Below are 24,963 nucleotides of genomic sequence, written 5' to 3' on the forward strand. Positions count from 1 at the left end.
AAATCAGGCCAAAAGGTCGCCTCAATATGTCCGAGTCTCGCGCCGCAGCGCTCCGTTCGCTCCTGTTCGCTTCCAGCGCCGCCGGCATGCTGGTCGCCGCGCCGGCCCTGGCGGCCGAGGTTCCCGCCGCTGACGGCCCGGTCGTGACGGCGCCGCAGACCACCAAGGACGACGGGCTCGAGGCCATCGACGTCACCGGCCGCCGCATTCGCCGCGAGCCCGCCAGCCCCGAGTTCGTCGCTCCACTGCTGGACACGCCGCGCGCTGTAACCATTATTCCCCAGCAGATCATCGAGCAGACGGCGGCGTCGTCGCTGCAGGACGTGCTGATGAACTCGCCCGGCATCACCTTCGGCGCGGGCGAAGGCGGGCAGCCGCTGGCGGACCGGCCGTTCATCCGTGGCCAGTCGTCGGGCAACAACATCTTCGTGGACGGCCTGCGCGACACGGGCGGCCAGCAGCGCGAGGTCTTCAACCTGGAACAGGTTGAGGTCATCAAGGGGCCTGACGCAGTCTATTCCGGTCGGGGCTCCGGCGGCGGCAGCATCAATATGGGCTCCAAGGCGCCCCAGCTGACCGAGTTCACCAATATCGGCGCCAGCGTCGGCACGGACTCTTATCTGCGCGGTACGATCGATTCCAACATGCCGTTGGGCGGGACAGCGGCGCTGCGGGTCAATCTGATGGGCGCGCAGGGCGATGTGCCCGGTCGCGACAGCGTCGATTATGACAAGTGGGGCGCGGCGATCAGCCTGGGCGCCGGTCTGGGCACGCCGTCGTCGATGGTGTTCAGCTATTATCACCTGACCAGCGACCAGATGCCCGATTACGGCATCCCGCTGTTCACGAAGCTGGTTCCGTCGGCGACCTCGACGGCGCCGGTTCGGTCGCGTACCGACAGCGGCATTCTGGACGTGCCCTACGACAGCTTCTACGGCGTCAAGGGTCGGGACTTCCTGACTAATGAGGTGGACACCTTCACCTTCAAGGCCGAGCACCGCCTGAACGACGTGGCCACGATCCGCAACGTCAGCCGCTATTCTGAGACTCTGAACGACTATATCGTCACCAACCCCGGCGACGGCGGCTATGTGGGGCTTGCGGCCGATGGGACCTACTGGATGAAGCGGGGCACCAAGACCCGCTGGAACCCGGTCACCACCCTGGCCAATGTGACTGACGTCTATGGTCAGTTCGCGACCGGCTCGATCAAGCACAGCTATGACGTCGGCGTGGAACTGTCGCGCGAGCGGAACCGCAACGCTACCTATTCGACCTACACCACCTCAGGAGCCGCCTGTCCCACGGGCCTGACCACGGTCAGCGGCTCTTATCCGACGGCGACGAGCGCGCTTGGCGCCGGCGACTGCACCCAGGTCTATAATCCTAACGCCGACGACGCCTGGACGGGCGTCATCAATCGCGGGCCGATTAGCTCGAACACCACCGAGACCATCGGCGTCTACGCCAACGACAGCATCACCCTGAGCGAGCGGCTGATCCTGAACCTGGGCGTGCGCTGGGATCAGTATGCGGTGGACGGGATCAATGCGACGGCGAGCCAGTCTGCCGGCGTATGGGGCGCGACGACCTATACGATCGTACCCAAGCGCACCTGGGAGTTCACCAACTATCAGGTCGGTCTGGTGTTCAAGCCGACGCCGAGCACCAGCGTCTACGCCTCCTGGTCCACCTCCTCGACGCCGCCGACCATCTCGTCCGGCGATCAGAACACGTCCACCGGCACGGGGTCGGGTGATCTAGCCAACGAGGTTCTTGACCCGGAGGACAGCGAAAGCTTCGAGATCGGCGCCAAGGCCAATGTCTTCAGCGACCGGTTGGCTCTGTCGGCCGCCCTGTTCCAGACCACGCGCAAGAACGCCATCATCCTGGTGTCCGGCACGACGGACTACGAACAGGCCGGCGAGGTCGAGGTGAAAGGGCTGGAGCTCGGCGTGTCGGGCAGCATCACGCCCGCCTGGACGGTCTTCGGCGGCTATACCTATATGGACTCCGAACTGGTCGAGGGGGCCTACAACAGCGTCAACGAAGGCGATCCGCTGGCCAATACGCCGGAACACACCGCCAGCCTGTTCAGCACCTATCGCGTCACGCGCAAGCTGACCCTGGGCGGCGGCGTCTATTACACGTCGGAGTCTTTCGGCGGGAACCAGGGCGGCGCCGGCGGCGGGACCAACCGCATCTATGCGCCGGAATGGACGCGTGTGGACGCCTTCGCCTCGTATGACCTGACGGATCGCACCAGCCTGCAGCTCAATGTGAAGAACCTGACGGACGAGGAATATATCATCCGCACCAACGGGGTTCACCACGCCGACGTCGCCCCGGCGCGGCAGGCGATCCTGGCGCTGAACCTGCGCTTCTAAAGGCCCGATCCCCGGCCTATCCTCAACGGCCCCGTCCTTACGGCGGGGCCGTTTTCTTTTGAGCGAGATCCGTCGTGCTGCTGCAGATTCCCGAAGTCTTCTCCAAGGCCGAAGTGAAGGCCCTGAGGGAACGATTGGACGCCGGCCCCTGGACCGACGGCAACCTCACCTCGGGCCACCAGTCGGCGACGGCGAAGCGGAACCAGCAACTGCCGGAAGATTCGGACGTGGCCCGGGAGGTCTCGGCCCTGATCGTCCAGGCCCTGAACGCCAATCCGATGTTCGTCGCGGCGGCCCTGCCGCACACGATCTTTCCGCCCCTGTTCAATCGCTACGAAGGCGGGGGCGAGTTCGGCCTGCACGTGGACAACGCCATCCGCCAGCAGCGCGGCGGGGGTTCGATCAGGATCCGCAGCGACCTGTCGGCGACCCTGTTCCTGTCGGAGCCCGAGGATTACGACGGCGGGGAACTGATCATCGAGGAGATGTACGGACCCCAGTCGGTCAAACTGCCGGCCGGGGATCTGGTGCTGTATCCGTCCAAGAGCCTTCACAAGGTCATGCCGGTGACGCGCGGGGCGCGGGTCTCGTCCTTCATGTGGATGCAGAGCCTGATCCGCGACGACAGTGACCGGGAAATGCTGTTCCGCCTGGACGTGGCGACCCAGCGCGTGGCGAGCGAGAAGGGCCCCAAGGATCAGGCGGTGATCGAGCTGACCGGGGTCTATCACAACCTTCTGCGGCGCTGGTCCGAGGTTTGACACCGCCTTCGCCTGTGACTTCGGGGCCTCAATCGAGGTTATAAGGTCGCAGGGGTGAACCAAGGCGGAGCTGGTCTATTGTGACCGGGATGTTCCAAGACGCGCCCCCCGCTCCGCCCGCCCAATTGTCAGAAATCGTGGTGACGGCCGCCCGTCTGCCGCCCGCCGCCGCCGACGCCGCCTTTTCGGTCGTGCGGTTGGACCAGAGGGTGCTGGAGCGGTCCGTCCGTCTGGACGAGGCGCTGCGAACCGTGCCGGCCGTGTCCCTGTTCCGCCGCACCTCCAGCCTGGCCGCCAATCCGACGACCCAGGGGATTTCGCTGCGAGCCATCGCGCCGTCGGGCGCGGGGCGGACCCTGGTCACGCTGGACGGGGTTCCGCTGAATGATCCGTTCGGAGGCTGGGTGATCTGGTCCCAGGTCGCGCCGGAATCGCTGGAGCGGGTGGATATCGTGCGCGGCGCGGGGGCAGGGCCCTATGGCGCCGGCGCCCTGACCGGGGTCATCGGCCTGACAGAACGGGACAGCGGCGGAGTGCTGGACTTCTCGGTCGCCGAGCGCGGCGGGGCGCGGGCGGCGGGGTCGGGATCGACCATGCTGGGGCCGGTCGGCGTGACCTTGTCGGGTCTGTACGAGACCAGCGACGGCTATACGCCGGTGCGCGGGCCGGCGGCGGGGGCGGCGGATAGGCCGCTGGATATGGACAGCCGCAGCGCGGCCCTGCGGGTCGATGCGCCGCTGGACGGACTCAGTCTCGACGGGGCGAACCTGTCGCTGCGGGCGGCGACCTGGGAGGAGGATCGCGGGTCCGGCCTGCTGAACGCCCGGTCCAACGCCAGCGGACACAGCCTCAGCGCCACCGCGGCCAAGGCTCCGGATGCGGACGGCTATGGCTGGCGGCTGCAAGCCTGGCGGATCGAGAGCGATTTCGCCAACAGCTCGGCCTCGGTGGCGGCGGACCGGTCGACCACCACTCCGGCCAATGATCAATACAAGACCCCGGCGACGGGCTGGGGGGTGAACGCGGCCCTGCGCCGCCGCACATCCGAATTCGCCGGGGGACGGCTGGAATGGGAAGTCGGCGCCGACGCCCGGTTCAACGAGGGCGCGACCAACGAGTTCTTCAGCAATCCCACCGGCGCAGGCTTCGCCCGTGGACGGCGCGCGGGCGGCGAGACGTCGGTGGCCGGGGCCTATGTGGACGGGTCGTGGACCGGTGGAGACTGGCTGGTCGCGGGCGGGCTTCGCTACGACCAGTGGAAGAATGAGGCGGGCTTCCGCTACGAATACACGCTGGCGACCGGCGCGCCGATCCTGGACGAGACGGATGAGGACCGGTCGGGCGAGGTGTTCAGCGCCCGGTTGGCGGCGCGGCGCGATCTCAGCAGCCTGCTGGGCGCGGGCTACGCCTGGCGCGCGGCGGCCTATTCCGGCTTCCGGCCGGCGACGCTGAACGAACTGCACCGGCCGTTCCGGGTCGGCAATGACATCACAGAGGCCAATTCGGCGCTGGAGCCCGAGACCCTGCGCGGGATCGAGACGGGCTTGGCCTACGACCGGGACGGGGTCGCCTGGGGGGCGACGGTGTTCTGGAACGAGATCGAGGACGCCATCGTCAACGTCACCATCGGCGAGGGGCCGGGGACCTTCCCCCGCGCGGGCTTCGTTCCGGCCGGGGGCGTGCTGCGCCAACGCCAGAACGCCGGGACTATCGAGGCCTGGGGCGTCGAACTGAATGGGTCGGTCCAGGCGACCGAGGCCCTGTCGCTGAACGCCGCCCTGTCCTGGACCGACGCCGAGGTGGACGGCGGGGCGGCGGCGCCGCAGCTGACCGGCCTGCGTCCGGCCCAGGCGCCGGAATGGAGCGCGACGGCGGGTCTGGATTGGCGGGCGACGGACCGTCTGACCCTGGGCCTGGCCGCGCGCTATGAATCGGCGCGGTTCGACGATGATCTGAACAGCCGGAGCCTGGATCCCGCCGTGACCCTGGACGCCCGGGCGGAGTGGGCGGCGCGCGAAGGCGTCATGGTCTGGGCCGCTTTGGACAACGCCTTTGATGAAGAGGTCGAGGTGTCGATGACCGGGACCGACGTCGCCGGCTATGCCCCGCCGCGCACGGTGCGGGCCGGGGTGAGATTCAGCTACTGACGATCGGTGCGGCGATTTCGTCGCACGGACTGCTATTGAAAACGGTTCGCAACAGTGGCACAGCCACCTTGTGACCGAACTCGCCGCACAACATCCGGTCGAGCCCCCTGCCAAGGGCTCGAAGAAGCCCAAGGCGGCGCTGAACGGCGCGCGGTCCTTCTGGCTGAAACAGCTTCATTCCTGGCATTGGATTTCGGCGGCGGTCAGTCTGGTCGGCCTGGTCCTGTTCGCCTTCACCGGCATCACCCTGAACCACGCGGCCTCGATCCCGGCCGAGCCGGTGACGGTGGAACAGACCGCCGCCCTGCCGGCGCCCCTGGTGGCGCGGCTGGCGGACTTCCCCGAGGAGACGACCGACCCCGTCCCTGACGCCGTCGCCCGCTGGTCGGCGCAGACGCTGAAGGCCGAGATCGCCGGCAAGCCGACCGAGACCACAGCCGAAGAAGTCTACGTCGCCCTGCCCACGCCCGGCGGCGACGGATGGGTGACCATCGACCGTGCGACGGGCGATGTGCTGCACGAGACGACGACGCGCGGCTGGATCGCCTACCTGAACGACCTGCATAAGGGCCGCAACGCCGGCGGCGTCTGGTTCTGGTTCATCGACGTCTTCGCCGTCGCCTGCGTCATCTTCGCCCTGACGGGGCTGGGCCTGATGTGGCTGCACGCCAAGGGGCGGCCGTCCACCTGGCCGCTGGCGGCGCTTGGGCTGCTCGTGCCCGTCGTCATCGCCCTGATCTTCATTCATTGAACCTCGTGAGAGTTTTCCGGATGCGCCTGCTCCCCATCGTCATCACCACGGCCGGGCTTTCCCTGGCCGCCGCAGCGCCGGCCCTGGCGGCGGACCTGTCGGTCACCGTCGATGTGCCGCGTCTGAACACCGCCTCCTACCACCGGCCCTATGTCGCGGTGTGGATCGAGCGACCGGACCAGACGGCGGTCCAGACCCTGGCGGTCTGGTACCAGCAGACCCGCAACAACGAGGGCGACGGCAAGGACTGGCTGAAGGACCTGCGCACCTGGTGGCGCAAGGGCGGCCGGGCCATGAGCTTGCCGGCCGACGGTGTCTCGGGCGCCACCCGCGCGCCGGGCCGCCAGACCATCACCGTGCCCGCCGCCCGCCTGCGCGGCCTTCAGCCCGGCCAGTATACGGTCGTCGTCGAGGCGGCCCGTGAACTGGGCGGGCGTGAAGTCGTGCGCGTGCCCTTCCGCTGGGGCGGCGCCAACACCGCCGATGCTTCCGGCTCAACCGAACTGGGCGCCGTGCGCGTCACCGTCTCTCGCTGAGGAACTGACCCATGAAAAAGACGATCACGCTTCTGGCCTTCGCCGCCGCCCTGGCCGCGCCGATGGCCGCCCAGGCTCACCGCGCCTGGATGGCCCCCACCTCGACCAGCCTGTCGGGCAATGACGCCTGGGTCGGATTCGACGCCGGCATGTCGAACGGGGTCTTCATCCCCGATCACGCCGCCATGCGGATGAACGGTCTGGTCGTGACGGCGCCGGACGGTTCGGCCGTTCAGCCTGAGCACCTGATGCAGGGCCAGTACCGCACCACCTTTGACGTTCATCTGACGCAGAACGGCACCTACAAGGTCGCCAACGTCATGGGCGGCGTCATGGCCAGCTACAAGCTGGACGGGGAACAGAAGCGCTGGCGCGGTTCGGCGGCCGAGTTCCCGGCGGCGATCCCGGCGGGCGCGACCGAGGTCCAGGCGACCCGCACCGCCAGCCGGATCGAAACCTTCGTCACCCTGAACAACGCCACCGACGGCGTGTTCAAGCCCACGGGCGAGGGTCTGGAGCTGGTTCCCGTCACCCATCCCAACGACCTGGCCGCCGGCGAAGCCGCGACCTTCAAGCTGATGAAGGACGGTCAACCCGCCGCCGATCTGGATGTGACCATCGCGCGCGGCGGCCTGCGTTATCGTGACAATCCCGAAGAGATGACGGTCAAGACCGGCGCTGACGGCGCCTTCACCGTCACCTGGCCGGCAGCAGGCATGTACTGGCTGAACGCCTCGGTCCGCGCGCCGGCCCAGGGCGAGACCCTGGGTTCGAACGCCAGCTATGTGGCGGTGATGGAAGTCCTGCCCTAAGCCACGGGCATGTCTGACAGTCCCTTCTCGCGCGGATCCCGCGCCGCCCCGCCCACGGTCACGCTCGGCGACCCGGTTCCGCTCGCGGACCGCGCCGACAACCGGGTTCTGATTCCGCCTATGGACGGGGTGCCGCCTCGTCCGCCCAGCGATGTGGTCCTGGCGCTGGACGGCGAAACCATGGGCACGACCTGGAGCGTGCGCCTGATCGGCCCGCCCCTCTTGGGGCCGGTCGAGGCGCGGGCGGCGATCGAACAGGAGCTGGCGGCGGTGATCGCCGCCTTCAGCCCCTGGGAGCCGAACAGCGAGATCAGTCGCTTCAACGCCGCGCCAGAAGGCATGTGGTCGGTGTCCGAGCCCTTCTGGGGCCTGCTGGACGCCGCCATGGACCTGGGGGACGAGACCAATGGCGCGGTCGATCCGACCCTGGGCGCCCTGGTTGATCTGTGGGGTTTCGGCCCTCCGGGACCGCGCGGCGTGCTTCTGCCGGTGCCGTCCGACGAAGAGGTCGAGGCGGCGCTGGCGGTGTCGGGCTGGCGCCGGTTGAGAATGAACCGCGACGCGCGCGGCCTGATGCAGATGGGCGGGATGAAGCTGGACTTCTCCGGCATCGCCAAGGGCTATGCGGTGGACCGGGTCTCGGATCGGCTGACGGCCATCGGGGCGACTTCGCACCTGGTCGAGATCGGCGGCGAGCTGAAGGGGCGCGGCGTCAAACCGGACGCCCAGCCCTGGTGGGTCGAGATCGAACGGGTCGAGGGCTCGACCGAGCCGCGCACCGTGGCGGCCCTGTACGACATGGCCATGGCGACCAGCGGCGACTACCGCCGCGCCTTCGAACATAATGGACGGGTTTATCCGCATACGATCGACGGCTCAACCGGGCGGCCGGTGGCCAATGCTGTGGCGTCGGTGACGGTGCTGCACCCCTCGGCCATGAAGGCCGACGCCTACGCTACGGCCCTGACGGTCATGGGGCCGTTCGACGGGCCTGAACACGCCGAGGCCATCGGCTTGGCGGCCCTGTTCGTAGAGCGGACGCCGCGTGGGCCGGTCGAGCGGATGACGCCGGCCCTGGCCGCCATGATGGAAGAGCCCTGGTGACAGGCGAGCCGATGCGTTGGCTCTGGGCCGCCGGGGCGGTGGCCCTGTGGCTGGTCTTGACGGGCCTTGTCGTCTGGCGTGAGCGCCGGGCGAAGGCGGCAGCGAGCGCGCGGTCGGCGGCCATGACCGGAGAGGGGGAGGCGGTCCTGGTCGCCTTCGCCAGCCAGACGGGCTTCGCCGAGGAACTGGCCTGGATGACGGCCAAGGCCTTGCAGGACGGCGGCGTCGGGGCGCGGGTGCTGTCGTTCGCCGATCTGGATGAGGCGGCGCTGAAAGCGGCGACGCGGGCTCTGCTGATCGTCTCGACGACCGGGGAGGGCGACCCGCCCGACCCTGCAGCGCGGTTCGTGCGTAAGCTGATGGGCGAGGCGGCGGACCTGCCGGGCTTGAGGTTCGGCCTGCTGGCTCTGGGCGACCGCAGCTATGACCAGTTCTGCGGCTTCGGCCATGCGGTGGACGGCTGGCTGCGGCGGTCGGGCGCAGAGCCCCTGTTCGATACGGTCGAGGTGGACAACGGCGAGGCCGGGGCGATCCGCCACTGGCAGCATCAGCTGAACCAGGTCACCGGCAGTATCGCGGCCCCGGACTGGGCGCCGGCGGCCTTCTATCCGTGGCGGCTGGTCGAGCGGACCCTGGTCAATCCGGGCAGCCCCGGCGGGGCGGCCTATCACCTGGCGTTCGAACCGGTCGGGTCGAGCCCGGACTGGGCCGCGGGCGACATCGCCGAGGTCGGCCTGCCGGAACGGGACGGGGCGACGCCCGGCGCGCGAGAATATTCCATCGCCTCCCTGCCGTCGGACGGACGGGTCGAATGCTTGATCCGCCTGATGCGTCACCCCGACGGAACGCCGGGCCTGGCGTCCGGCTGGCTGACCCAGGATCTGGCGGTCGGCGAAGAGATCGGCATGCGGCTGAGGACCAACCGCAGCTTCCACGGGCCGGCGGACGAGACGCCGATGATCCTGATCGGCAACGGCACCGGGATCGCGGGATTGCGGGCGCATCTGAAGGCGCGGAGCCCGGCCGGGGGCGGGGCCTGGCTGCTGTTCGGCGAACGGACGCAGGCGCACGACGCCTTCTTCGACGCCGAGCTTCAGGGATGGCTGGAGGCGGGCGTACTGCGTCGGCTGGACCGGAGCTTCTCGCGCGATCCGGGCGACGGCCGCTATGTGCAGGATCTGGTCGCCGGGGCGACGGACGAACTGCGCGACTGGATCGGTCGCGGCGCCACCATCCATGTCTGCGGCAGTCTGGAGGGCATGGCCGCAGGCGTCCATGCGGCGCTGGAGACCGCCTTGGGCGACGAGGCTTTGCTGGACCTGCTCGAAACCGGTCGTTACCGCCGCGACGTCTATTAGGGCTGCCGCCCGCCGGGCCTTCCTGCCATCAATAGGGCAAAGAATGGGAGGAACCGATGATTTCCATGCTGCTGGCGGCAGCGCTTTCGACCCTGCCGCAAACGCCCGACGCTCCGGCTGGATACGCACTGACCTGGTCCGACGAGTTCTCTGGCGACGGCCTGCCCGACGCCTTGAGGTGGCGATACGACACCCAGGCCAACAAGACCGGCTGGTATAACGAAGAGCTGCAATACTATTCCGCCGCGCGGCTTGAGAACGCCCGGATCGAGGACGGCGTCCTGATCATCGAGGCGCGGCGAGAGGCCCTCAACCCGCCCCCGGCCGACTGGGGCGGACAGGCCTACACCTCGGTGCGGATGATCTCGACCACCGCCTGGTCACGCGGTTTCATCGAGACTCGCGCCAAGATTCCTTGCGGACGCGGCAGTTGGCCGGCCATCTGGATGTTGCCCGAAAAGGCGGCCGGCTGGCCCCTCGGCGGCGAGATCGACATCATGGAGCATGTCGGCCATCGCCCCGGCGTGGTGCACGGCTCGATCCACACCGAGGCCTACAACCATGTGAAGGGCACCCAGAGCACGGCGACGCGCCAGGTCGCGGACGCCTGCGACGCGTTTCACCGCTATCAGGTGCGCTGGACGCCGGACGAGATCGTCTTCCTGATCGACGACCAACCCTTCCACCGCTTCGCCAACGATCAGGCGCGCGATGTGGAGACCTGGCCGTTCGACAAGCCGTTCCACCTGATCCTGAACGTCGCCGTGGGCGGAACCTGGGGCGGCGAGGAGGGCGTCGACGACGCCGTCTTCCCGCAGCGGATGGAGGTCGACTACGTCCGGGTCTATCAGCCGGCCGACTGATCCAGTCGTTCCAACAGGTCAGCCGCGAAGCTGGACAGGGTGTCGTCGCGGGCGCCCATGACGATGATCCGGTCGCCCGGTTGCGCCAACTCCACGATCCGGTCGCCGCAGTCGGCGCGGGTCGGCAGGGCCTCGGCGGTGCGGCCGGCGGCGCGGACGCCGGAGGCGATGTCCTCGGACCCGACGCTGCGGTCGGTGGTGCCGCCGTAATAAACCGGCTCGGGCATCAGCAGCACGTCGTCGGGACGCATCAGGCCGGCGAAACCGTCGATGAACTCCTGCCGCATCAGTTTCAGCGGGCCGAAGCCGTGGGGCTGGAACAGGATCAGCAGGCGGCCGTCGAAGGCGTGCAGGGTCTTGAGCGTGGCGGCGATCTTGTCCGGGTTATGGGCGAAGTCGTCGATGACGGTGATGTCGTTCACCGTCCCGACCACCTCCATCCGGCGACGAATGCCGGCGAAGGTCTCCAGCGCCTTGACCGCCTGGGCTGTCGGCACGCCCAGAGCTTTGGTCGCACCCAGCGCCGCCAGGGCATTGGCGACATTGTGGGCGCCGGGGACGTTCAGGACCACGTCATATTCGCTCCAGCCCTCGATCAGACGGAACTTCATGCCGGTCGGAAGGGGGACCAGGTCATGGGCGGACAGGTCGGCCTTTTCTTCGCCTAGGGCGAAGGTGATCGCCTTCTCCGCCGGCAGGGTCTGGGCCAGGGCCGCCGTCTCGGGATTGTCGAGGTTCAGCACCGCCGTGGTCGCGCGGGCGGTGAAGCCGCCGAACAGGTCGCGCAACTCCTCCATCGACTTGTGATCCAGCGAGATGTTGGAGACGACGGCGACGGTCGGGTCATAGCCGGCGATGGAGCCATCGGACTCGTCCACCTCGGCCACGAACAGGTCGGTGCCGCCCACCAGGGCGCTGGCGAACGGATGATCGGCGTCGGCGAAATTCTTCATCACCGCCCCATTGACCACGGTGGGATTGTGTTCGGCCTGGCTCAGGATCCAGGCGATCATGCCGGTGATGGTGGACTTGCCGCTGGTGCCGGCGACGCCGACCGAGGTCGGGGCGGCGTTGAACAGCTGGCTCAGCAACTGGGGCCGGGTCTTGATGACGGCGCCGACGCGGCGGGCGGCGCCGATATCGGGCACAGTCTCTTCAATCGCGCCCGTGGCCACCACGGTCTGGGCGGCGCGGGTCACGCCCGATCCGTCCTGGGGATGCAGGGTCACGCCGTGGGCGCGTAGCCAGTCGAACTTCTCGGGCGTACGGCCCTGGTCCAGCGCCCGGTCGGAGCCTTCGATACGGTGGCCCTGGGCCTGGACGATCAGGGCCAGGGGCAACATGCCCGACCCGCCGATGCCGCAGAAGAAATAGGAGGCGTCTTGGTTCATGCCCCCTTAGAACAGGGGATCGGGCCGGTCCGCCAGTGCAGGATCGCAATATTCGACGAAGAAGACGGATGTGACCAGCAACAGCTTCAAGATCGGCGTGGTCTGCGCCAGTTCGCGCTTCTCCAAGGAGCGGGCCGATGCGGTCGAAGCCTGGATGGCGCGGCGCCATCCGGATCGCGACGTGGCGGTGGTGTTTCATCCCGCCTGTTTCCTGAAGCACGGCCATTTCGCCGGGGACGATCGGGCGCGAGCGGACGCCTTCGTCGAGTTCGCCAACGACCCGCGCATCGACGCCATCTGGTTCGCGCGCGGCGGCTATGGATCCTGCCGCATCGCCGATTCGGTGATCCCGCGCCTGAATGCCGTGGCCCGCAAGAAACGCTATCTGGGCTATTCCGACGCGGGCAGCCTGCTGGCGGGAATGTACAAGGCCGGGTTCGAACATCTGGCCCACGGGCCGATGGCCTCGGATTCGGTGGGGGACGATGCGACGGCTGCGGGCGCCCTGGCCTGGCTGACGACCGGGCGGACGGACTGGATCGAGCCGTCGCTGGCGACCGACCCCCGACCGGCCGTCGCCTTCAACCTGACCATCATCGACCAGTTGCTCGGCACGGACCTGGAGCCCGACTTGTCCGGGCACGTGCTGATGCTGGAGGAGGTGTCGGAGGCGGCCTACCGGATCGACCGAATGATGTTTCACTTGACGGGTCAGGACTCTATCCGACGTGTGGCCGGAATTCGCCTCGGACGTGTTTCAGATGTCACGCCAAACGATCCCGATTTTGGCCAGTCTCCGGACGAGATCGTGCGCTACTGGTGTCTGAGATCGGGTATAGAATTCTTAGGGCCGGCGGATATCGGACACGATCACGCCAACAAGGTGGTGCCCTTCGGCCGCCGGCGATGAAAAGCGGGCGCGGCGAGAAAGACACAGTCCGGCCACGATCCGCATCACGCCGGTCGTCGCCCCCTCGACAGTCGGTGCGAGTGAACGTCAGATGCAGGTCCGCGAGGCGTTAGGACTTCGTTAGCCAAGGCGTTGGGGGACGCTGCGGTTTACGCCTTCTGCGATGCGGCGGTTCGTTCGGACTTCGGGGGATGCCCGGACGAACCGCCTGATCGTTCTGCGATCATCGACATGCCCGATCATCGACGTGAAGCGCAGCAAGGCTTAAGGATCGCCGGGTGCGTTTCGACGAAAGATTCATTGATGAACTGAAGGCCCGCCTTCGCCCGTCCGACGTGATCGGGCGGACGGTGAAGCTCAAGCGGCAGGGGCGGGAATATGTCGGTCTGTCGCCCTTCTCGAAGGAGAAGTCGCCGTCCTTCTTCGTCAATGACGACAAGGGCTTCTTCCACGACTTCTCGTCCGGCAAGCACGGCGACATCATCTCCTTCCTGCAAGAGACGGAGCGGCTGAGCTTCGTCGAGGCGGTGCAGCGGCTGGCCGGTGAGGCGGGCATGCAACTGCCGGCCGAAGACCCGAAGGAGGCCGAGCGCGAGCAGAAGCGTCAGGGGCTGTCCGATTGGATGGACCTGGCCCAGAAATGGTTCGCCGCCAATCTGCGCCGCACGCCGGGCAAGGCGGCGCGCGAGTATCTTGATAAGCGCGGCCTGCCAGAGGATCAGTGGGAGCGGTTCGGCCTGGGCTATGCGCCCAATGACCGTGAGGGGCTGAAACAGGCCCTGGTCCAGCGCGGGGCGCGACCGGCGGAACTGGTCGAGGCCGGGTTGCTTATCTCGCCCGACAGCGGCGGCCACCCCTATGACCGATTCCGCGACCGGCTGATGTTCCCCATTCTGGACGCGCGGGGGCGGATCGTCAGTTTCGGCGGTCGGGCCATGAATCCCGACGACCGGGCCAAATATCTGAATGGCCCCGAGAGCCCGCTGTTTCACAAGGGGGCCACCCTCTATGGCCTGCCTGAGGCGCGACGCATCCTCGGCGCCGAGAGCAAGAACGACCAGGCCATCATCGTTGTCGAAGGCTATATGGACGTCATCGCCTGCCAACGCGCGGGCCTGCCGGCCGTGGCGCCGATGGGCACGGCCCTGACCGAAGAACAGATGGAGCGGCTGTGGCGGGTCAGCCATGAGCCGGTGCTGTGTTTCGACGGCGATGCGGCGGGGCTGCGCGCCGCCTATCGCGCCATCGAACGGTCGCTGCCGCTGCTGAAGCCGGGTCGGTCGTTCCGGTTCTCGCTGCTCAGCAGCGGGCAGGATCCCGACGACATCCTGCGCGACAAGGGGGCGCCGGCCCTGCGCCAGGCCCTGGCCGACACCCATGGTTTCGCCGAAGTGCTGTTCCGCCGTGAGCAGGATGTCGAACCGCTGGACACGCCGGAGCGCAAGGCCGGGTTCAAGGCGCGATTGCGAACCGCCGCCTCGGCCATTCAGGACAAGGATCTGGCGGAACAGTATCGCCGCGACCTGTTCGACCGGTTCGACGCCCTGTTTCCGCGACTTGTCAGTGGAAGTTGGTCAGGCAAACGCGGCGGCCGCTTCGGCGGACCTTTGCCTATGACCGAGACGGTTGCGACGTTGGACGGTCCCGTCCAGGTGCCAACGTTGCGCGGTTCGCAGTATTATCCAGACAAGACGGTAATTATCGGAGATCGTAGCGTATCTTTGAAGGTCGACTCTATTCCTGCCGCGCTTGCCTATTTCGCCATAGCTTGCCCAGAAGTTGTCGATGACAGTCTTGAAGAAGTAAACACGCATGGGTTCGGAGACCGCGCGCTGGACGGACTGGCGCAGGAACTGGTGCGGCTGCGGCTGTCCGGTCACGCGTCCGACGCGGCGGTGGTTCGGCACCGGTTGCGCGATTCTGGCTTCGATCCCGTATTGTGGGAGATCGAGAAGGCGGCTGCGAAATCCGGCGCCTCCTTTCTGTCTTCCGACCTCTCCGTCGCTGAGGCGTGCGTTCAATGGCGAAAGGTATTCGGCCTGATGACCCATCTCGCCGCCCTGTCGCGCGCCATAGAGACCGCTAAACAGGACTTGGGCCAGGGGACGGGCATCGAAGCCCTGATCCGGCTGAAGGCCGAGCGCGACGCCATCACCCGATCGTTCGCGGCCCCCGACTTCTGGACCACCCTGGTCTGAGGCGCGCCGATTGGCGGGCTCCACGATCTGGAGTAGTCTCGTCGCCATGGATGGTTCCCAGCCTGTCAGGATCACACGCGAAGGCGACCATCAGGTCGTCCACCTGCCGAGCGGCGTCGCCGTTCCGGCGGACGCCGTGGTGCGTCAGGAGGGTGAGCGGCTGATCATCGAACGGGCGGGGCCGCGGATGGGGTCGGTCGAAAAACTGCTGGCCGTTCTGGCGACCATGGAGCCGATCGACGAACGGCTCGACGCCTTCGACGACCCACCGCCAGAACCGGTCGATCTTTGAGCGGCTATATGCTGGACACCAATGCGGTGTCGGATCTCATGTACGATCCTCTCGGTCCCGTCGGGCAGCGGATGGCGATGGTCGCTACGGGCGATGTCTGTATCAGTCTGATCGTCGTGGCGGAGTTGCGGTTTGGTGTCGCCAAGTCCGGTTCCCTCCGCATCGCCGCGCAACTCGAGACCGTGCTTTCGGGTCTGTCCGTCAGGGCGTGGGAAGCGCCCGCCGACTACATCTACGGCGACATCCGCGCCGACTTGCAGAGGCGAGGTCAACTCATCGGCGCCAACGATCTGCTGATCGCCGCCCACGCCCTGGCGCTGGATTGCATCCTCGTCACTGACAATGAACGCGAGTTCGCGCGCGTGCCGGGTTTGCGGGTCGAGAACTGGTTGCGCGCGGATTGAGGCGGATACGCTTGACTCTGCCCGCCTGCGACGCCATCTGGCGCAATCGGGTCATGATGCCTTAGTGCGCGAGGTCGAGAAGGCGGCGGCGAAGTCCGGCGCGCCATTCCAGGCCGCAAATGCGCCCCTCGCCGAGGCAAGGGTCCGATGGTCGCAGGCGTCGATGACGCCTCGGTCCTGGCGTGAGATGCGCCGGGTCAGGATGAAGAGTTCCGCCGGCCTGGGTCGAGCGGGATGTGCTTCGTCGTGCGATCAAAGCCGGGACGAATTGGGAAGACAGCGCGGGCGCGTAACCTTACGCCTCGCCAGGCATTGTATTTTTCGCCGGGGTGGATTGATCACCCCCTCCGGCTGGAGACGAACTGACTATGAACGCACAGACCGAGACGCAGGACGCCGAGGTTACGACCGACGGGCCCCTGCTCGATCTGACCGACGCCGGCGTCAAGAAATTCATCAAACAGGCCAAGGCGCGCGGCTATGTGACGATGGAGGAGCTGAACAAGGTCCTGCCTTCGGAAGAAGTCACCCCCGACGCCATCGAAGACACCCTGGCCATGCTGTCGGAAATGGGCGTCAACGTCGTCGAGGCCGAAGAGGACGCGCAGGAGCAGCAGTCCACCGACGTCGCCGCTACCGCCTCTACGGGCGTGGCCGAAGCGCCCGCCAAGGCCGCCTATGACCGCACCGACGACCCCGTGCGCATGTATCTGCGCGAGATGGGTTCGGTCGAACTGCTGAGCCGCGAGGGCGAAATCGCCATCGCCAAGCGGATCGAAGCCGGCCGTGACGCCATGATCTCGGGTCTGTGCGAAAGCGCCCTGACCTTCGAGGCCATCATGGTGTGGCGCGACGAGCTGGAGAACAACCGCATCCTGCTGCGCGAGGTCATCGACCTGGACGCGACCTATGGCGTGCTGAACCCCTCGTCCCTGCCGGGCGCCGCCCAGCCCGAGGGCGAAGAGGAAGAAGAGGCCGAGGAAAAGCCGGTCGCTGAAGAGAAGCCTGAATCCGACGACGACGACGACGACGACTTCGACGACGGCGGCGGCATGTCGATCTCGGCGCTGGAAGCCGAGCTGCGCGACGGGGTGATGGAGGTTCTGAACCTCATCGCTGCGGATTTCGGCGCCTTCCGCGCGCTTCAGGACAAGCTGGTCCAGACCCGGCTGAAGGGCGAGGTGCTGAGCGCCAAGGACGAGAAGGCCTATCAGGCGCTGACGCTGTCCATCTCGGACCGTCTGAAGACGATGAAGTTGAACAACAACCGCATCGAGGCTCTGGTCGAGCAGCTTTATGCGATCAACAAGCGCCTGATCGGTCTGGAAGGCCGTCTGCTGCGCCTGGCCGACAGCTACGGCATTTCGCGGCCTGAATTCCTGAAGGCCTATTTCGGCGCCGAACTGGACCCGACCTGGACCGAGCGGATCAAGGAACAGGGCGTGCGCTGGACCAAGTTCAGCGACAATGAAGCCAACCAGATCGCCACCATCCGCGCTGACGTCGCCGCCGTGGCCTTGGAAGCCGGCCTGCCGATCGACGACTATCGCCGCATCGTCCAGACGGTGCAGAAGGGCGAGCGCGAAGCACGGCAAGCCAAGAAGGAAATGGTCGAGGCCAACCTGCGCCTCGTGATCTCCATCGCCAAGAAATACACCAACCGCGGCCTGCAGTTCCTGGACCTGATCCAGGAGGGCAACATCGGCCTGATGAAGGCGGTCGACAAGTTCGAGTACCGCCGCGGCTACAAGTTCTCGACCTACGCCACCTGGTGGATCCGTCAGGCGATCACGCGCTCCATCGCCGACCAGGCGCGGACCATCCGTATCCCGGTCCACATGATCGAGACGATCAACAAGATCGTCCGCACCAGCCGCCAGATGCTGCACGAGATCGGCCGCGAGCCGACCCCGGAAGAACTGGCCGAAAAGCTGGCCATGCCGCTGGAGAAGGTGCGCAAGGTCCTGAAGATCGCCAAGGAGCCGATCTCGCTGGAAACCCCCATCGGGGACGAGGAAGACAGCCACCTGGGCGACTTCATCGAGGACAAGAACGCCGTCCTGCCCATCGACGCCGCCATCCAGTCGAACCTGCGCGAAACCACGACTCGCGTCCTGGCGTCGCTGACGCCGCGCGAGGAGCGGGTCCTGCGGATGCGGTTCGGCATCGGCATGAACACCGACCACACGCTGGAAGAAGTCGGCCAGCAGTTCTCGGTGACCCGCGAACGGATCCGTCAGATTGAGGCCAAGGCGCTGCGCAAGCTGAAACACCCCAGCCGGTCGCGGAAACTGCGGTCCTTCCTGGACAGCTAAAAAGATCAGGGGCGGCTCCGACAGGGCCGCCCCTTTTCTTTAGCGGGGCGCTTCGACCAGGGCGCCGACGATGCGCCGGACGAGCGGCAGGATCAGCAGCAGAACCGGGAAGGCGATCAGCCAGGACAGCCCCCAGGCCTGCATCCATGCGGCGGGAAAGGCTGGGACGAATCCCAGGTTTCGCGCCGTGGCGATCGCCGAGACCACGAAGGTCATGAACAGCGACAGGATCAAGGGTAGGACGACCGGGCCATAGCGAGCGGGCAAGCGGCGAAAGCGAATGATGGCGGGATGAGGGGGCATAATGTGCGTCTCTAGAATGGGGCTTCGGCAACGGGCATCCGCCGGGCCAGCCGGCTCCGGCCGAAGACCGGGATGGATGCGTTGCCTGACGTGAGACGCTTACGGTCGCCGAGGCGACGCCGACTTCTAGCAAGATTGAGAGTGGGTCGCAACAATGGCTGCGCGTGTGGCGCGTGATGGACATCGCCAACCCATATGGTTCGGTTCTACCGTCGGCGTCGGCGTCGGCGCCGGGCAGCAGCCGCAGGCGGAACGGCGATAGGCGGCTCTCCGCCTCGTGACCTGCGTTTCGCGGGGAATCGGATAGGAGATGAGGCCATGTCCTCGACCCCTTTCCTGACGCGTCTCTTGGCGGGTCTGGCTGTGCTGGCCGTCCTCAGCGGCTGTATTCGCCGCGCGCCCGAACCTTTGCGGCCATCGCCCTATCCGGGGCAGTCGGCGGCGCCCCTGGTGGGGGGCTTGATCGACCGGCCGATTGACGGCGGGACGCAGGGCGCGGTGGTGCGCGAGGGGGGCGAGCTGGGGCGGTGCATGGCCCAGCTGACGGCGGCGCGGGTGCGGTTCAGTCCTGTGCCGGATCGGCAGAACACGCCCGTCTGCGGCCTGCATCAGGGCGGGGTGCTGGGCGCCGACATGGGCACGGTGGCGCGGATGGCGCCGGGGGATGTCGAGATGACCTGCCAGACCGCTCTGGCGCTGAGCATCTGGCGGCGTCAGTCGCTGGAGCCGGCGGCGCGCGAGATCCTGGGATCGGACGTGGTCCAGATCGACCATATGGGCGCCTACGCCTGTCGCAATGTGAACAATGGCGCCGGCTCGACCCGGATCAGCGCCCACGCCCAGGCGGCGGCCCTGGATTTCGCAGGGGTGCGACTGCGCGACGGGCGGCGGATCAGCGTCACCGCCGACTGGAATGGCGATGCGCCCGAGGCCAGGTTCCTGCGCCGCATCCGCGACGACGCCTGCCGCATCTTCGGCACGGTGCTGAGCCCCGACTACAACGCCGTCCACTATGACCATCTGCATCTGGAAGCGACCGACACGCGTTTCTGCCGCTAAGGCGCCGATCCAGTCGCCGGAGGGACGGTCGTATGGCGCCGAGGTTGAAGGTCTTCACCTGGTCGGACGGGTTTCACGCCTTCACGGTCGCCGTCAGCTCGCGACCCAAGGCGCTGGAGGCCTGGGGATCGAAGCAGGACTTGTTCGCGACGGGCCTTGCCAGCGAACTGAGCGGCGGACCCGATTATGACGCAGCCCTGGCGGCGCCGGGCGAGGTGATCGAGCGCGGCCTGTCCATCGACGTCGGCAAGATCGGCAAGGCGGCAAAGCCGAAGAAAGACGCCGGCCCGTCGAAGGCGCGGATCGACAAGATCGAGCGTCTGCGGGCCGAGCTGGAGGCGCTGGACGCCGACTATCAAAAGGCTGACGCGGCCTTGGCCGAAAGGTTGAAAGCCCTGGAAGCCGAACGCGCGGACCTGGAGCGCAGCCACGCCAAGCGCCGCAAGGACCTGACGGCGGCGCTCAAGGCCGCGCGCGCCTGAACGCATCAGGCCTCGAAGATGGTCTCGAAACCGCCGACGACCATCCGCTTGCCGTCGAAGGGCATTTCCATCTCGTGGAAGCGGGGATCTTCCATCATCTTCTTCTCGGCGGCGTCGCCGGTCGCCTTGTCGGGCCAGATGATCCAGGACAGGACCACGGTCTCGCCGGGCTCCAGCTTCACCGCCATCTTGAAGTCGGTGACCTTGCCGTCGCGAATATCGACGCCCCAGTTCTCGACGACGGCCAGGGCGCCGAACTCCTTGAAGATGGGCGCGGCGGCCTGGGCGCATCTCAGATAGGCGTCCTTGTCGGCTGTTTTCACAGGGGTCACGAAGCCGGTCACATAGGTCATGGTCGTTCTCCTCAGCTGTTGGTTTCGGCCAGTTCGGCCAGTTGATCGGCGACGGCGCCCCAGCCTTGCTCGAAACCCATATCGCGGTGGGTCTGCATCGCCCTTTCGTCCCAGTGGCGGGCGACGGCGGTGTAGCGGGTGGCGTCGCCTTCCGGTTCGAAGGTGTCGATACGGACGAAGTTCATCTCGCCCGGCTGCGGGACCCAGCCCTCGGTCAGGGCGCCGGTCGAGACCAGTCGCCGGCCGGGGACCACCTCCAGGAAGACGCCGGAATAGGCGTGGCGCTCGCCCTCGGGCGATTGCATCTCCACATTGGCGCGCCCGCCGGCGCGAAGGTCCCAATCGACGACGGGCGTGGTCCAGGGGCGGGGGCAGAACCATTCGCCTGTCCGCTCAACGTAGATCTTCCACACGGCTTCGGGCGAGGCCTGGATCAGGCGGGTGACACTCAGTTCAAAGTGGTCGGACATATCGGCCTTCCGGTCAGGCGGGCGTCAGTTCATGGGCGGCGAAGGCTTCGGGGCCGGCGGCGATGGCGGCGGGGTCCATCCACATCGGCTCCCAGATGTGGCCGTCGGGATCGGCGTAGCCGCGGCTGTACATGAAGCCGTGGTCCTGGATCGGGTTGGGGTCCATCAGGCCGCCTGTAGCCCCGGCGCGTTCGACCACCGCATCGACCGCTTCGCGGCTTTCGCAGGACACGCAAAGGCACATCTGGGCCGAGACATGGGCGTCGGGGATCTGGCGATCCGTGAAGCTGCGCCATTTGTCGTGGGTCAGCAGCATGACGTGGATCACGTTCGACAGGACCATGCAGGCCGCCTTGTCGTCGCTGAACATCGGGTTCTTCGTGGCGCCGACCGCTTCGTAGAAGGCGATGGACCGGTTCAGGTCGGCGACGGGCAGATTGATGAAAATCAACTGGGTCATACGTCTTTCCTCTCCCTATGTTTGCTAACCGTGCCGCGCGAGATTAGATTAGTCAACTATGAAGTTAGAAAAGATAACCGAAAAGCCGGGTCGCCGATATCACGATGCGTGTGGCGCCGCGCATGGGCTGGACCTGATCGGCGAGCGCTGGGCCCTGTTGGTGGTGCGTGAACTGATGATGGGGCCGCGCCGGTTCGGCGATCTGAAGAAGGATCTGCACGGGATCTCGGCCAATGTTCTGACCCAGAGGCTGGAGGGGCTTGAGACCTCGGGCGTCGTGCGCCGTCGTAAACTGCCGCCCCCGGCCTCGGTCCAGGTCTATGAGCTGACGGAGTGGGGTCGCGAGATCGAGCCGGTCTTCATGGTTCTGGGCCGCTGGGCTGCGCGCTCGCCACAGCATGATCCCACCCTGCCGATCAGCGCCGTCTCGATCATGCTGTCCTTCAAGACCATGTTCGACCCCGCGCGCGCCGGAAAGGCCGCCATGGTGCTGGGTTTCGTGTTCGATGAAACCGCCTTTCGCGTCGAGATCGTGGACGGCGTTTTGGACGCCCGTCGGGGAGAGATTGAGGATGCGGAGGTCACTCTGATCACTCACCCGCGGCGGGTCGCTGCGGCGGTCTACGGCAAGGCGCCGCTGGCGGCGCTGGAGGCGGAGGGGGACTGGGCGATCAAGGGCGATCTGCGCGTCTTCGAGCGGTTCGTCGACGTCTTCCACCTGCCCGAAAAGGCGGCATTGGAAGCTGTGCCTTAGAAGGTTTGGTAAGGAGTATCTTCTAGACCCTGACCTTCTCAGTGCTCGGAGGCGGACGTGTTTAGGTCCTTGTCTATATCCATCAAGCTGATGATCGCCCTGGGGGCGATGATGAGCGCGTGCGGCGTAGCGACCCTGGTCGTCCTGTTCAGCCTGGTGACGCTTCAGCAGTCCGATACGGCCGAACGATCCGCGCGAGCAATCAGCGAAGCCGCAGACCACGCCATGGCTGCGGCGGTCGAGGAACAGAACGCCATGCGCGCCTATGTCGTGACCGGACGCGACGAGGCGCTTCAGGATCATACGGCGCGCAAGACCGCCTTCGACCAGGCGGTCGCGGCCCTGGACGCCAGCGACCCGACCCATGTCTACGCCGCCCAGCACAAGGTGCTGAGCGCCGCCACGGCAGCCTTCCACCAACAGTCCGAAAGCCTGATGAACCTGGCCCGCGATCCGGCGACCCGGCCCCAGGCGGGAGAGCAGATGCTGCAGACGGCGGGGCTGGACGACATCCGCGCCGCGGTGGCGGCTGTGGACGAGGCGGCGCAGCTTGTCCTGAGCCAACGGGCGACCGACAAGAAGAGGGCGTTTGAGGCCGGCTACGCCGCCCTTATCGTTGGCGGGATCTTGGCCCTGCTGGTCGCGGGCGCAATGACCCTGTGGCTGATGCGGGCCTTGAGCCAGCCGATCGTCGCCATGACCCGCGCCATGGACCGGCTGGCGGGCGGCGACCTCGATGTCACGATTCCCGCCCAGGGCCGCACAGACGAGATCGGCCGCATGGCCATCTCCGTCGGAACCTTCCGTGACAATGCGGCGGAAAAGATCCGGCTTGAGGCCGAGACCCAATCGCAGCGCGCCGTCAGCGAGGCCGAGCATCGCGCCAACGAGGCCGAAAAGGCGCGGATCGCCGAGGAGGATCGGGTGGCTCTGACGGCCTTGGCCGAAGGCCTGTCCGCCATGTCGAGCGGGGATCTGACCCACCGCTTCACCACCACTGTCGCGCCGCGCGCCGAACAGTTGAAGACCGATTTCAACACCGCCATCGTCCAGCTTCAGCAGGCCATGGGCGTGGTGCTGGGCAATGTGTCGAGCATCCGCTCCGGCGCCGACGAGATCTCGCAGGCCGCCGACAACCTGTCGCGCCGCACCGAACAACAGGCGGCCTCGCTGGAAGAGACCGCCGCCGCCCTGGATGAGATCACCGCCACGGTGAACAAGACCGCCTCGGGCGCCCGCCAGGCGTCGGAAGTCGTCCAGGCGGCCAAGGGCGACGCGGAGACCTCGGGCGTCATCGTTCGCGATGCGGTCGAGGCCATGCAGGCCATCGAGGGCTCGTCCAGCCAGATCAACCAGATCATCGGCGTCATCGACGAGATCGCCTTCCAGACCAATCTTCTGGCTCTGAACGCCGGCGTCGAGGCCGCCCGTGCAGGCGAAGCCGGCCGCGGCTTTGCGGTGGTGGCTTCCGAAGTTCGCGCCCTGGCCCAGCGGTCGGCTGATGCGGCCAAGGAGATCAAGACCCTGATCTCGACCTCGACGACCCAGGTGGGCTCCGGCGTCACCCTGGTCGGCCAGACCGGGGAGGCCTTGCAACGGATCGTGGACCGGGTCGCCGAAATCGACGGCCTGGTGTCGGAAATCGCGGCCACGGCTCAGGAACAGGCTGTGGGCCTGGCCCAGGTCAACACGGCCGTGAACCAGATGGATCAGGTCACCCAGCAGAATGCGGCCATGGTCGAACAATCGACCGCCGCCAGCCAGGCCCTCGCCCAGGACGCCGAGGCCCTGCAAGCCTCGATGTCGCAGTTCAAGGTGGGCGACTCGGCGCCGGCTTCTCGCGCTGCGCCCAAGGCGCCTGAGCCGTCACGCTCGACCCACATGGCCGCAGCCCTGAAGACGCTCGGGCACGGCGGAGCGGCCCCCAAGATCCAGGCAGCGCCGACGACGGACGGCTGGGAAGAATTCTGATCCTCGGCCATATCCGGGTCGCGATGTTCCGCTGATCATTGTTCTCTGAGTCGACTTCGCGTCGAAGGCGAGTATCCTTAAGGCGGCCTCGGGGGAGGCCGTCTGGGGGTCGTCATGTTCGACATCGGTCATCTGAAGCAGCGGTTCAGCCAGTACGCCGCCCTGTGGGTGGGGGGCTTCCTGATCAGCGGCGCGGCCATACTGGTCGGTATGCTGTTCATGGACCTGATGGCGGCGGCGGACCTGGTCCTGCCGGTGTTGTTAGCCCTGGTCGCCTTGATCCTGGGCGTCGGGGTGGTCGCCAGTTTTCTGTCGGGGCGAACGCTTGGGACCAAACTGGCGGTGCTGACGGCGGCCTTGCTGTTGGCTTTGCCGCTGCTCTGGTCGCCGGTGTCGGCGGCGGTGGTGATCGCCTTCTTCGCTGACCGGTCGATCGAATATTCGGTGGCCTATGCCGATTTCCAGATCGCGATCGCGTCCGTGCTCTACCCCCTGTCCGCGCTGTTTCTCGGCGGGGCGGTGTTCAGCGCGGTGTGGGCGGGCTTCCAGTTCTTCGCCAGCCTGGTCGGCGTGATCTCGGCCGTGGCCAAGGCCTGGCCCTATATCCGGCGCATCCTGGGGCCCGAACCGGCGACCGACAGCTAGGCCAGCGTGTCCAGCAGGGTTCCGCTCATCTCGTCTGCGGTCCGGACCATGGCGGCGTTGGCTGTGAAGGCGGTCTTGGCCTGGATGCGCTCGACGGTTTCCTCGGCGAGATTGTCGAGCGGGGCCGAGGCGGTGCGCCGCGCGCTGGCTTCAAACCGGGATTGTGCGCCGAGCATTCCGACGGCGGCGATAGACAGGGCCTGCATGGGCGGTCTCCTTCAAGCCGCACTCTGGACC

Annotated in this window: 25 protein-coding genes; 19 read left to right on the forward strand and 6 right to left on the reverse strand. The window is 67.0% G+C overall.

The window, feature by feature from the left end; genetic code table 11:
* Nucleotides 1–26: 26 nt before the first annotated feature.
* The 9 genes from ACW177_RS04115 to ACW177_RS04155 all read left to right on the forward strand — a co-directional run bounded on the left by ACW177_RS04115 (nucleotide 27) and on the right by ACW177_RS04155 (nucleotide 10,719).
* A complete protein-coding gene (locus tag ACW177_RS04115) occupies nucleotides 27–2,387 on the forward strand; it encodes a TonB-dependent receptor (protein ID WP_492027376.1) in 2,361 nt (786 codons plus the stop codon).
* A gap of 74 nt (nucleotides 2,388–2,461) precedes the next feature.
* Nucleotides 2,462–3,148 (forward strand): Fe2+-dependent dioxygenase, encoded by a 687-nt coding sequence (locus ACW177_RS04120; RefSeq protein WP_492027377.1) that lies wholly within the window; start codon nucleotides 2,462–2,464, stop codon nucleotides 3,146–3,148.
* An 89-nt stretch (nucleotides 3,149–3,237) separates the two neighbouring features.
* On the forward strand, nucleotides 3,238–5,295 hold the full coding sequence (locus ACW177_RS04125; RefSeq protein WP_492027378.1) for a TonB-dependent receptor: 2,058 nt from the start codon (nucleotides 3,238–3,240) through the stop codon (nucleotides 5,293–5,295).
* 70 nt (nucleotides 5,296–5,365) lie between these two features.
* A complete protein-coding gene (locus ACW177_RS04130) occupies nucleotides 5,366–6,046 on the forward strand; it encodes a PepSY-associated TM helix domain-containing protein (protein ID WP_492027379.1) in 681 nt (226 codons plus the stop codon).
* A 20-nt stretch (nucleotides 6,047–6,066) separates the two neighbouring features.
* Nucleotides 6,067–6,582 (forward strand): DUF2271 domain-containing protein, encoded by a 516-nt coding sequence (locus tag ACW177_RS04135; protein ID WP_492027380.1) that lies wholly within the window; start codon nucleotides 6,067–6,069, stop codon nucleotides 6,580–6,582.
* Nucleotides 6,583–6,593: 11 nt separating this feature from the next.
* A complete protein-coding gene (locus tag ACW177_RS04140; RefSeq protein WP_492027381.1) occupies nucleotides 6,594–7,394 on the forward strand; it encodes a DUF4198 domain-containing protein in 801 nt (266 codons plus the stop codon).
* Between the two features lie 9 nt (nucleotides 7,395–7,403).
* The gene (locus ACW177_RS04145) at nucleotides 7,404–8,498 is read left to right on the forward strand and encodes an FAD:protein FMN transferase (RefSeq protein ID WP_492027382.1); all 1,095 of its coding nucleotides are present in this window, start codon (nucleotides 7,404–7,406) and stop codon (nucleotides 8,496–8,498) included.
* A gap of 11 nt (nucleotides 8,499–8,509) precedes the next feature.
* Nucleotides 8,510–9,856 (forward strand): sulfite reductase subunit alpha, encoded by a 1,347-nt coding sequence (locus tag ACW177_RS04150; RefSeq protein WP_492027383.1) that lies wholly within the window; start codon nucleotides 8,510–8,512, stop codon nucleotides 9,854–9,856.
* A 56-nt stretch (nucleotides 9,857–9,912) separates the two neighbouring features.
* Complete coding sequence (locus tag ACW177_RS04155; RefSeq protein ID WP_492027384.1) at nucleotides 9,913–10,719, forward strand: glycoside hydrolase family 16 protein; 807 nt, start codon at nucleotides 9,913–9,915, stop codon at nucleotides 10,717–10,719.
* On the opposite strand, the gene ACW177_RS04160 is transcribed toward ACW177_RS04155, so the two are convergent.
* On the reverse strand, nucleotides 10,704–12,110 hold the full coding sequence (locus tag ACW177_RS04160) for a UDP-N-acetylmuramate--L-alanine ligase (protein ID WP_492027385.1): 1,407 nt from the start codon (nucleotides 12,108–12,110) through the stop codon (nucleotides 10,704–10,706). The genes ACW177_RS04155 and ACW177_RS04160 overlap by 16 nt on opposite strands.
* A gap of 70 nt (nucleotides 12,111–12,180) precedes the next feature.
* Here ACW177_RS04160 and ACW177_RS04165 point away from each other — a divergent pair, with 70 nt between their 5' ends.
* From ACW177_RS04165 to rpoD, 5 genes are all read left to right on the forward strand, one after another.
* Nucleotides 12,181–13,020 carry an LD-carboxypeptidase gene (locus ACW177_RS04165; protein ID WP_492027386.1) on the forward strand — a complete coding sequence of 280 codons (840 nt, stop codon included), beginning with the start codon at nucleotides 12,181–12,183 and terminating at the stop codon, nucleotides 13,018–13,020.
* Between the two features lie 278 nt (nucleotides 13,021–13,298).
* Entirely contained in the window at nucleotides 13,299–15,218 is a 1,920-nt protein-coding gene (gene dnaG, locus ACW177_RS04170; protein WP_492027387.1) for a DNA primase, read from the forward strand.
* Between the two features lie 10 nt (nucleotides 15,219–15,228).
* Nucleotides 15,229–15,510: a hypothetical protein gene (locus ACW177_RS04175; protein ID WP_492027388.1), complete on the forward strand. Its 282-nt coding sequence runs from the start codon at nucleotides 15,229–15,231 to the stop codon at nucleotides 15,508–15,510.
* A gap of 8 nt (nucleotides 15,511–15,518) precedes the next feature.
* Nucleotides 15,519–15,914 (forward strand): type II toxin-antitoxin system VapC family toxin, encoded by a 396-nt coding sequence (locus tag ACW177_RS04180; protein WP_492027389.1) that lies wholly within the window; start codon nucleotides 15,519–15,521, stop codon nucleotides 15,912–15,914.
* A gap of 368 nt (nucleotides 15,915–16,282) precedes the next feature.
* Entirely contained in the window at nucleotides 16,283–18,229 is a 1,947-nt protein-coding gene (gene rpoD / locus ACW177_RS04185; RefSeq protein WP_492027390.1) for an RNA polymerase sigma factor RpoD, read from the forward strand.
* A gap of 39 nt (nucleotides 18,230–18,268) precedes the next feature.
* On the opposite strand, the gene ACW177_RS04190 is transcribed toward rpoD, so the two are convergent.
* The gene (locus ACW177_RS04190) at nucleotides 18,269–18,532 is read right to left on the reverse strand and encodes a DUF2798 domain-containing protein (RefSeq protein ID WP_492027391.1); all 264 of its coding nucleotides are present in this window, start codon (nucleotides 18,530–18,532) and stop codon (nucleotides 18,269–18,271) included.
* A 318-nt stretch (nucleotides 18,533–18,850) separates the two neighbouring features.
* Between ACW177_RS04190 and ACW177_RS04195 the strand changes: the two genes are divergently transcribed.
* Nucleotides 18,851–19,591: an extensin-like domain-containing protein gene (locus tag ACW177_RS04195; protein ID WP_492027392.1), complete on the forward strand. Its 741-nt coding sequence runs from the start codon at nucleotides 18,851–18,853 to the stop codon at nucleotides 19,589–19,591.
* Between the two features lie 32 nt (nucleotides 19,592–19,623).
* Nucleotides 19,624–20,073, forward strand: a complete 450-nt coding sequence (locus tag ACW177_RS04200; protein ID WP_492027393.1) for a hypothetical protein — start codon at nucleotides 19,624–19,626, stop codon at nucleotides 20,071–20,073.
* Nucleotides 20,074–20,078: 5 nt separating this feature from the next.
* On the opposite strand, the gene ACW177_RS04205 is transcribed toward ACW177_RS04200, so the two are convergent.
* From ACW177_RS04205 to ACW177_RS04215, 3 genes are read right to left on the reverse strand one after another with little or no spacing between them, the layout of a single operon-like run.
* Nucleotides 20,079–20,426 carry a DUF1428 domain-containing protein gene (locus ACW177_RS04205; RefSeq protein ID WP_492027394.1) on the reverse strand — a complete coding sequence of 116 codons (348 nt, stop codon included), beginning with the start codon at nucleotides 20,424–20,426 and terminating at the stop codon, nucleotides 20,079–20,081.
* A gap of 11 nt (nucleotides 20,427–20,437) precedes the next feature.
* On the reverse strand, nucleotides 20,438–20,896 hold the full coding sequence (locus tag ACW177_RS04210; RefSeq protein WP_492027395.1) for an SRPBCC family protein: 459 nt from the start codon (nucleotides 20,894–20,896) through the stop codon (nucleotides 20,438–20,440).
* A 13-nt stretch (nucleotides 20,897–20,909) separates the two neighbouring features.
* Nucleotides 20,910–21,356, reverse strand: a complete 447-nt coding sequence (locus tag ACW177_RS04215) for a VOC family protein (protein ID WP_492027396.1) — start codon at nucleotides 21,354–21,356, stop codon at nucleotides 20,910–20,912.
* Nucleotides 21,357–21,414: 58 nt separating this feature from the next.
* Between ACW177_RS04215 and ACW177_RS04220 the strand changes: the two genes are divergently transcribed.
* From ACW177_RS04220 to ACW177_RS04230, 3 genes are all read left to right on the forward strand, one after another.
* Nucleotides 21,415–22,110, forward strand: a complete 696-nt coding sequence (locus ACW177_RS04220) for a winged helix-turn-helix transcriptional regulator (protein ID WP_492027397.1) — start codon at nucleotides 21,415–21,417, stop codon at nucleotides 22,108–22,110.
* 90 nt (nucleotides 22,111–22,200) lie between these two features.
* Complete coding sequence (locus ACW177_RS04225) at nucleotides 22,201–24,081, forward strand: methyl-accepting chemotaxis protein (protein ID WP_492028070.1); 1,881 nt, start codon at nucleotides 22,201–22,203, stop codon at nucleotides 24,079–24,081.
* 114 nt (nucleotides 24,082–24,195) lie between these two features.
* Nucleotides 24,196–24,726, forward strand: coding sequence for a hypothetical protein (locus ACW177_RS04230; protein ID WP_492027398.1), 531 nt, complete (start codon nucleotides 24,196–24,198; stop codon nucleotides 24,724–24,726).
* Here ACW177_RS04230 and ACW177_RS04235 read toward each other — a convergent pair.
* Nucleotides 24,723–24,932 carry a flagellar basal body rod C-terminal domain-containing protein gene (locus tag ACW177_RS04235; protein ID WP_492027399.1) on the reverse strand — a complete coding sequence of 70 codons (210 nt, stop codon included), beginning with the start codon at nucleotides 24,930–24,932 and terminating at the stop codon, nucleotides 24,723–24,725. The two genes, ACW177_RS04230 and ACW177_RS04235, sit on opposite strands and share 4 nt — an antisense overlap.
* Nucleotides 24,933–24,963: the final 31 nt, after the last annotated feature.

It is taken from the genome of Brevundimonas sp. AVps23W, from assembly GCF_058681395.1.

Bases quoted from the DNA above. Each gene is read 5' to 3' on its own strand.
- ACW177_RS04115 (WP_492027376.1), top strand. From the start codon at position 27: ATGTCCGAGTCTCGCGCCGCAGCGCTCCGTTCGCTCCTGTTCGCTTCC.
- ACW177_RS04125 (WP_492027378.1), top strand. From the start codon at position 3,238: ATGTTCCAAGACGCGCCCCCCGCTCCGCCCGCCCAATTGTCAGAAATC.
- ACW177_RS04135 (WP_492027380.1), top strand. From the start codon at position 6,067: ATGCGCCTGCTCCCCATCGTCATCACCACGGCCGGGCTTTCCCTGGCC.
- ACW177_RS04140 (WP_492027381.1), top strand. From the start codon at position 6,594: ATGAAAAAGACGATCACGCTTCTGGCCTTCGCCGCCGCCCTGGCCGCG.
- ACW177_RS04145 (WP_492027382.1), top strand. From the start codon at position 7,404: ATGTCTGACAGTCCCTTCTCGCGCGGATCCCGCGCCGCCCCGCCCACG.
- ACW177_RS04150 (WP_492027383.1), top strand. From the start codon at position 8,510: ATGCGTTGGCTCTGGGCCGCCGGGGCGGTGGCCCTGTGGCTGGTCTTG.
- ACW177_RS04155 (WP_492027384.1), top strand. From the start codon at position 9,913: ATGATTTCCATGCTGCTGGCGGCAGCGCTTTCGACCCTGCCGCAAACG.
- ACW177_RS04160 (WP_492027385.1), bottom strand. From the start codon at position 12,110: ATGAACCAAGACGCCTCCTATTTCTTCTGCGGCATCGGCGGGTCGGGC.
- ACW177_RS04180 (WP_492027389.1), top strand. From the start codon at position 15,519: ATGCTGGACACCAATGCGGTGTCGGATCTCATGTACGATCCTCTCGGT.
- rpoD (WP_492027390.1), top strand. From the start codon at position 16,283: ATGAACGCACAGACCGAGACGCAGGACGCCGAGGTTACGACCGACGGG.
- ACW177_RS04190 (WP_492027391.1), bottom strand. From the start codon at position 18,532: ATGCCCCCTCATCCCGCCATCATTCGCTTTCGCCGCTTGCCCGCTCGC.
- ACW177_RS04195 (WP_492027392.1), top strand. From the start codon at position 18,851: ATGTCCTCGACCCCTTTCCTGACGCGTCTCTTGGCGGGTCTGGCTGTG.
- ACW177_RS04200 (WP_492027393.1), top strand. From the start codon at position 19,624: ATGGCGCCGAGGTTGAAGGTCTTCACCTGGTCGGACGGGTTTCACGCC.
- ACW177_RS04205 (WP_492027394.1), bottom strand. From the start codon at position 20,426: ATGACCTATGTGACCGGCTTCGTGACCCCTGTGAAAACAGCCGACAAG.
- ACW177_RS04210 (WP_492027395.1), bottom strand. From the start codon at position 20,896: ATGTCCGACCACTTTGAACTGAGTGTCACCCGCCTGATCCAGGCCTCG.
- ACW177_RS04215 (WP_492027396.1), bottom strand. From the start codon at position 21,356: ATGACCCAGTTGATTTTCATCAATCTGCCCGTCGCCGACCTGAACCGG.
- ACW177_RS04220 (WP_492027397.1), top strand. From the start codon at position 21,415: ATGAAGTTAGAAAAGATAACCGAAAAGCCGGGTCGCCGATATCACGAT.
- ACW177_RS04225 (WP_492028070.1), top strand. From the start codon at position 22,201: ATGATCGCCCTGGGGGCGATGATGAGCGCGTGCGGCGTAGCGACCCTG.
- ACW177_RS04230 (WP_492027398.1), top strand. From the start codon at position 24,196: ATGTTCGACATCGGTCATCTGAAGCAGCGGTTCAGCCAGTACGCCGCC.
- ACW177_RS04235 (WP_492027399.1), bottom strand. From the start codon at position 24,932: ATGCAGGCCCTGTCTATCGCCGCCGTCGGAATGCTCGGCGCACAATCC.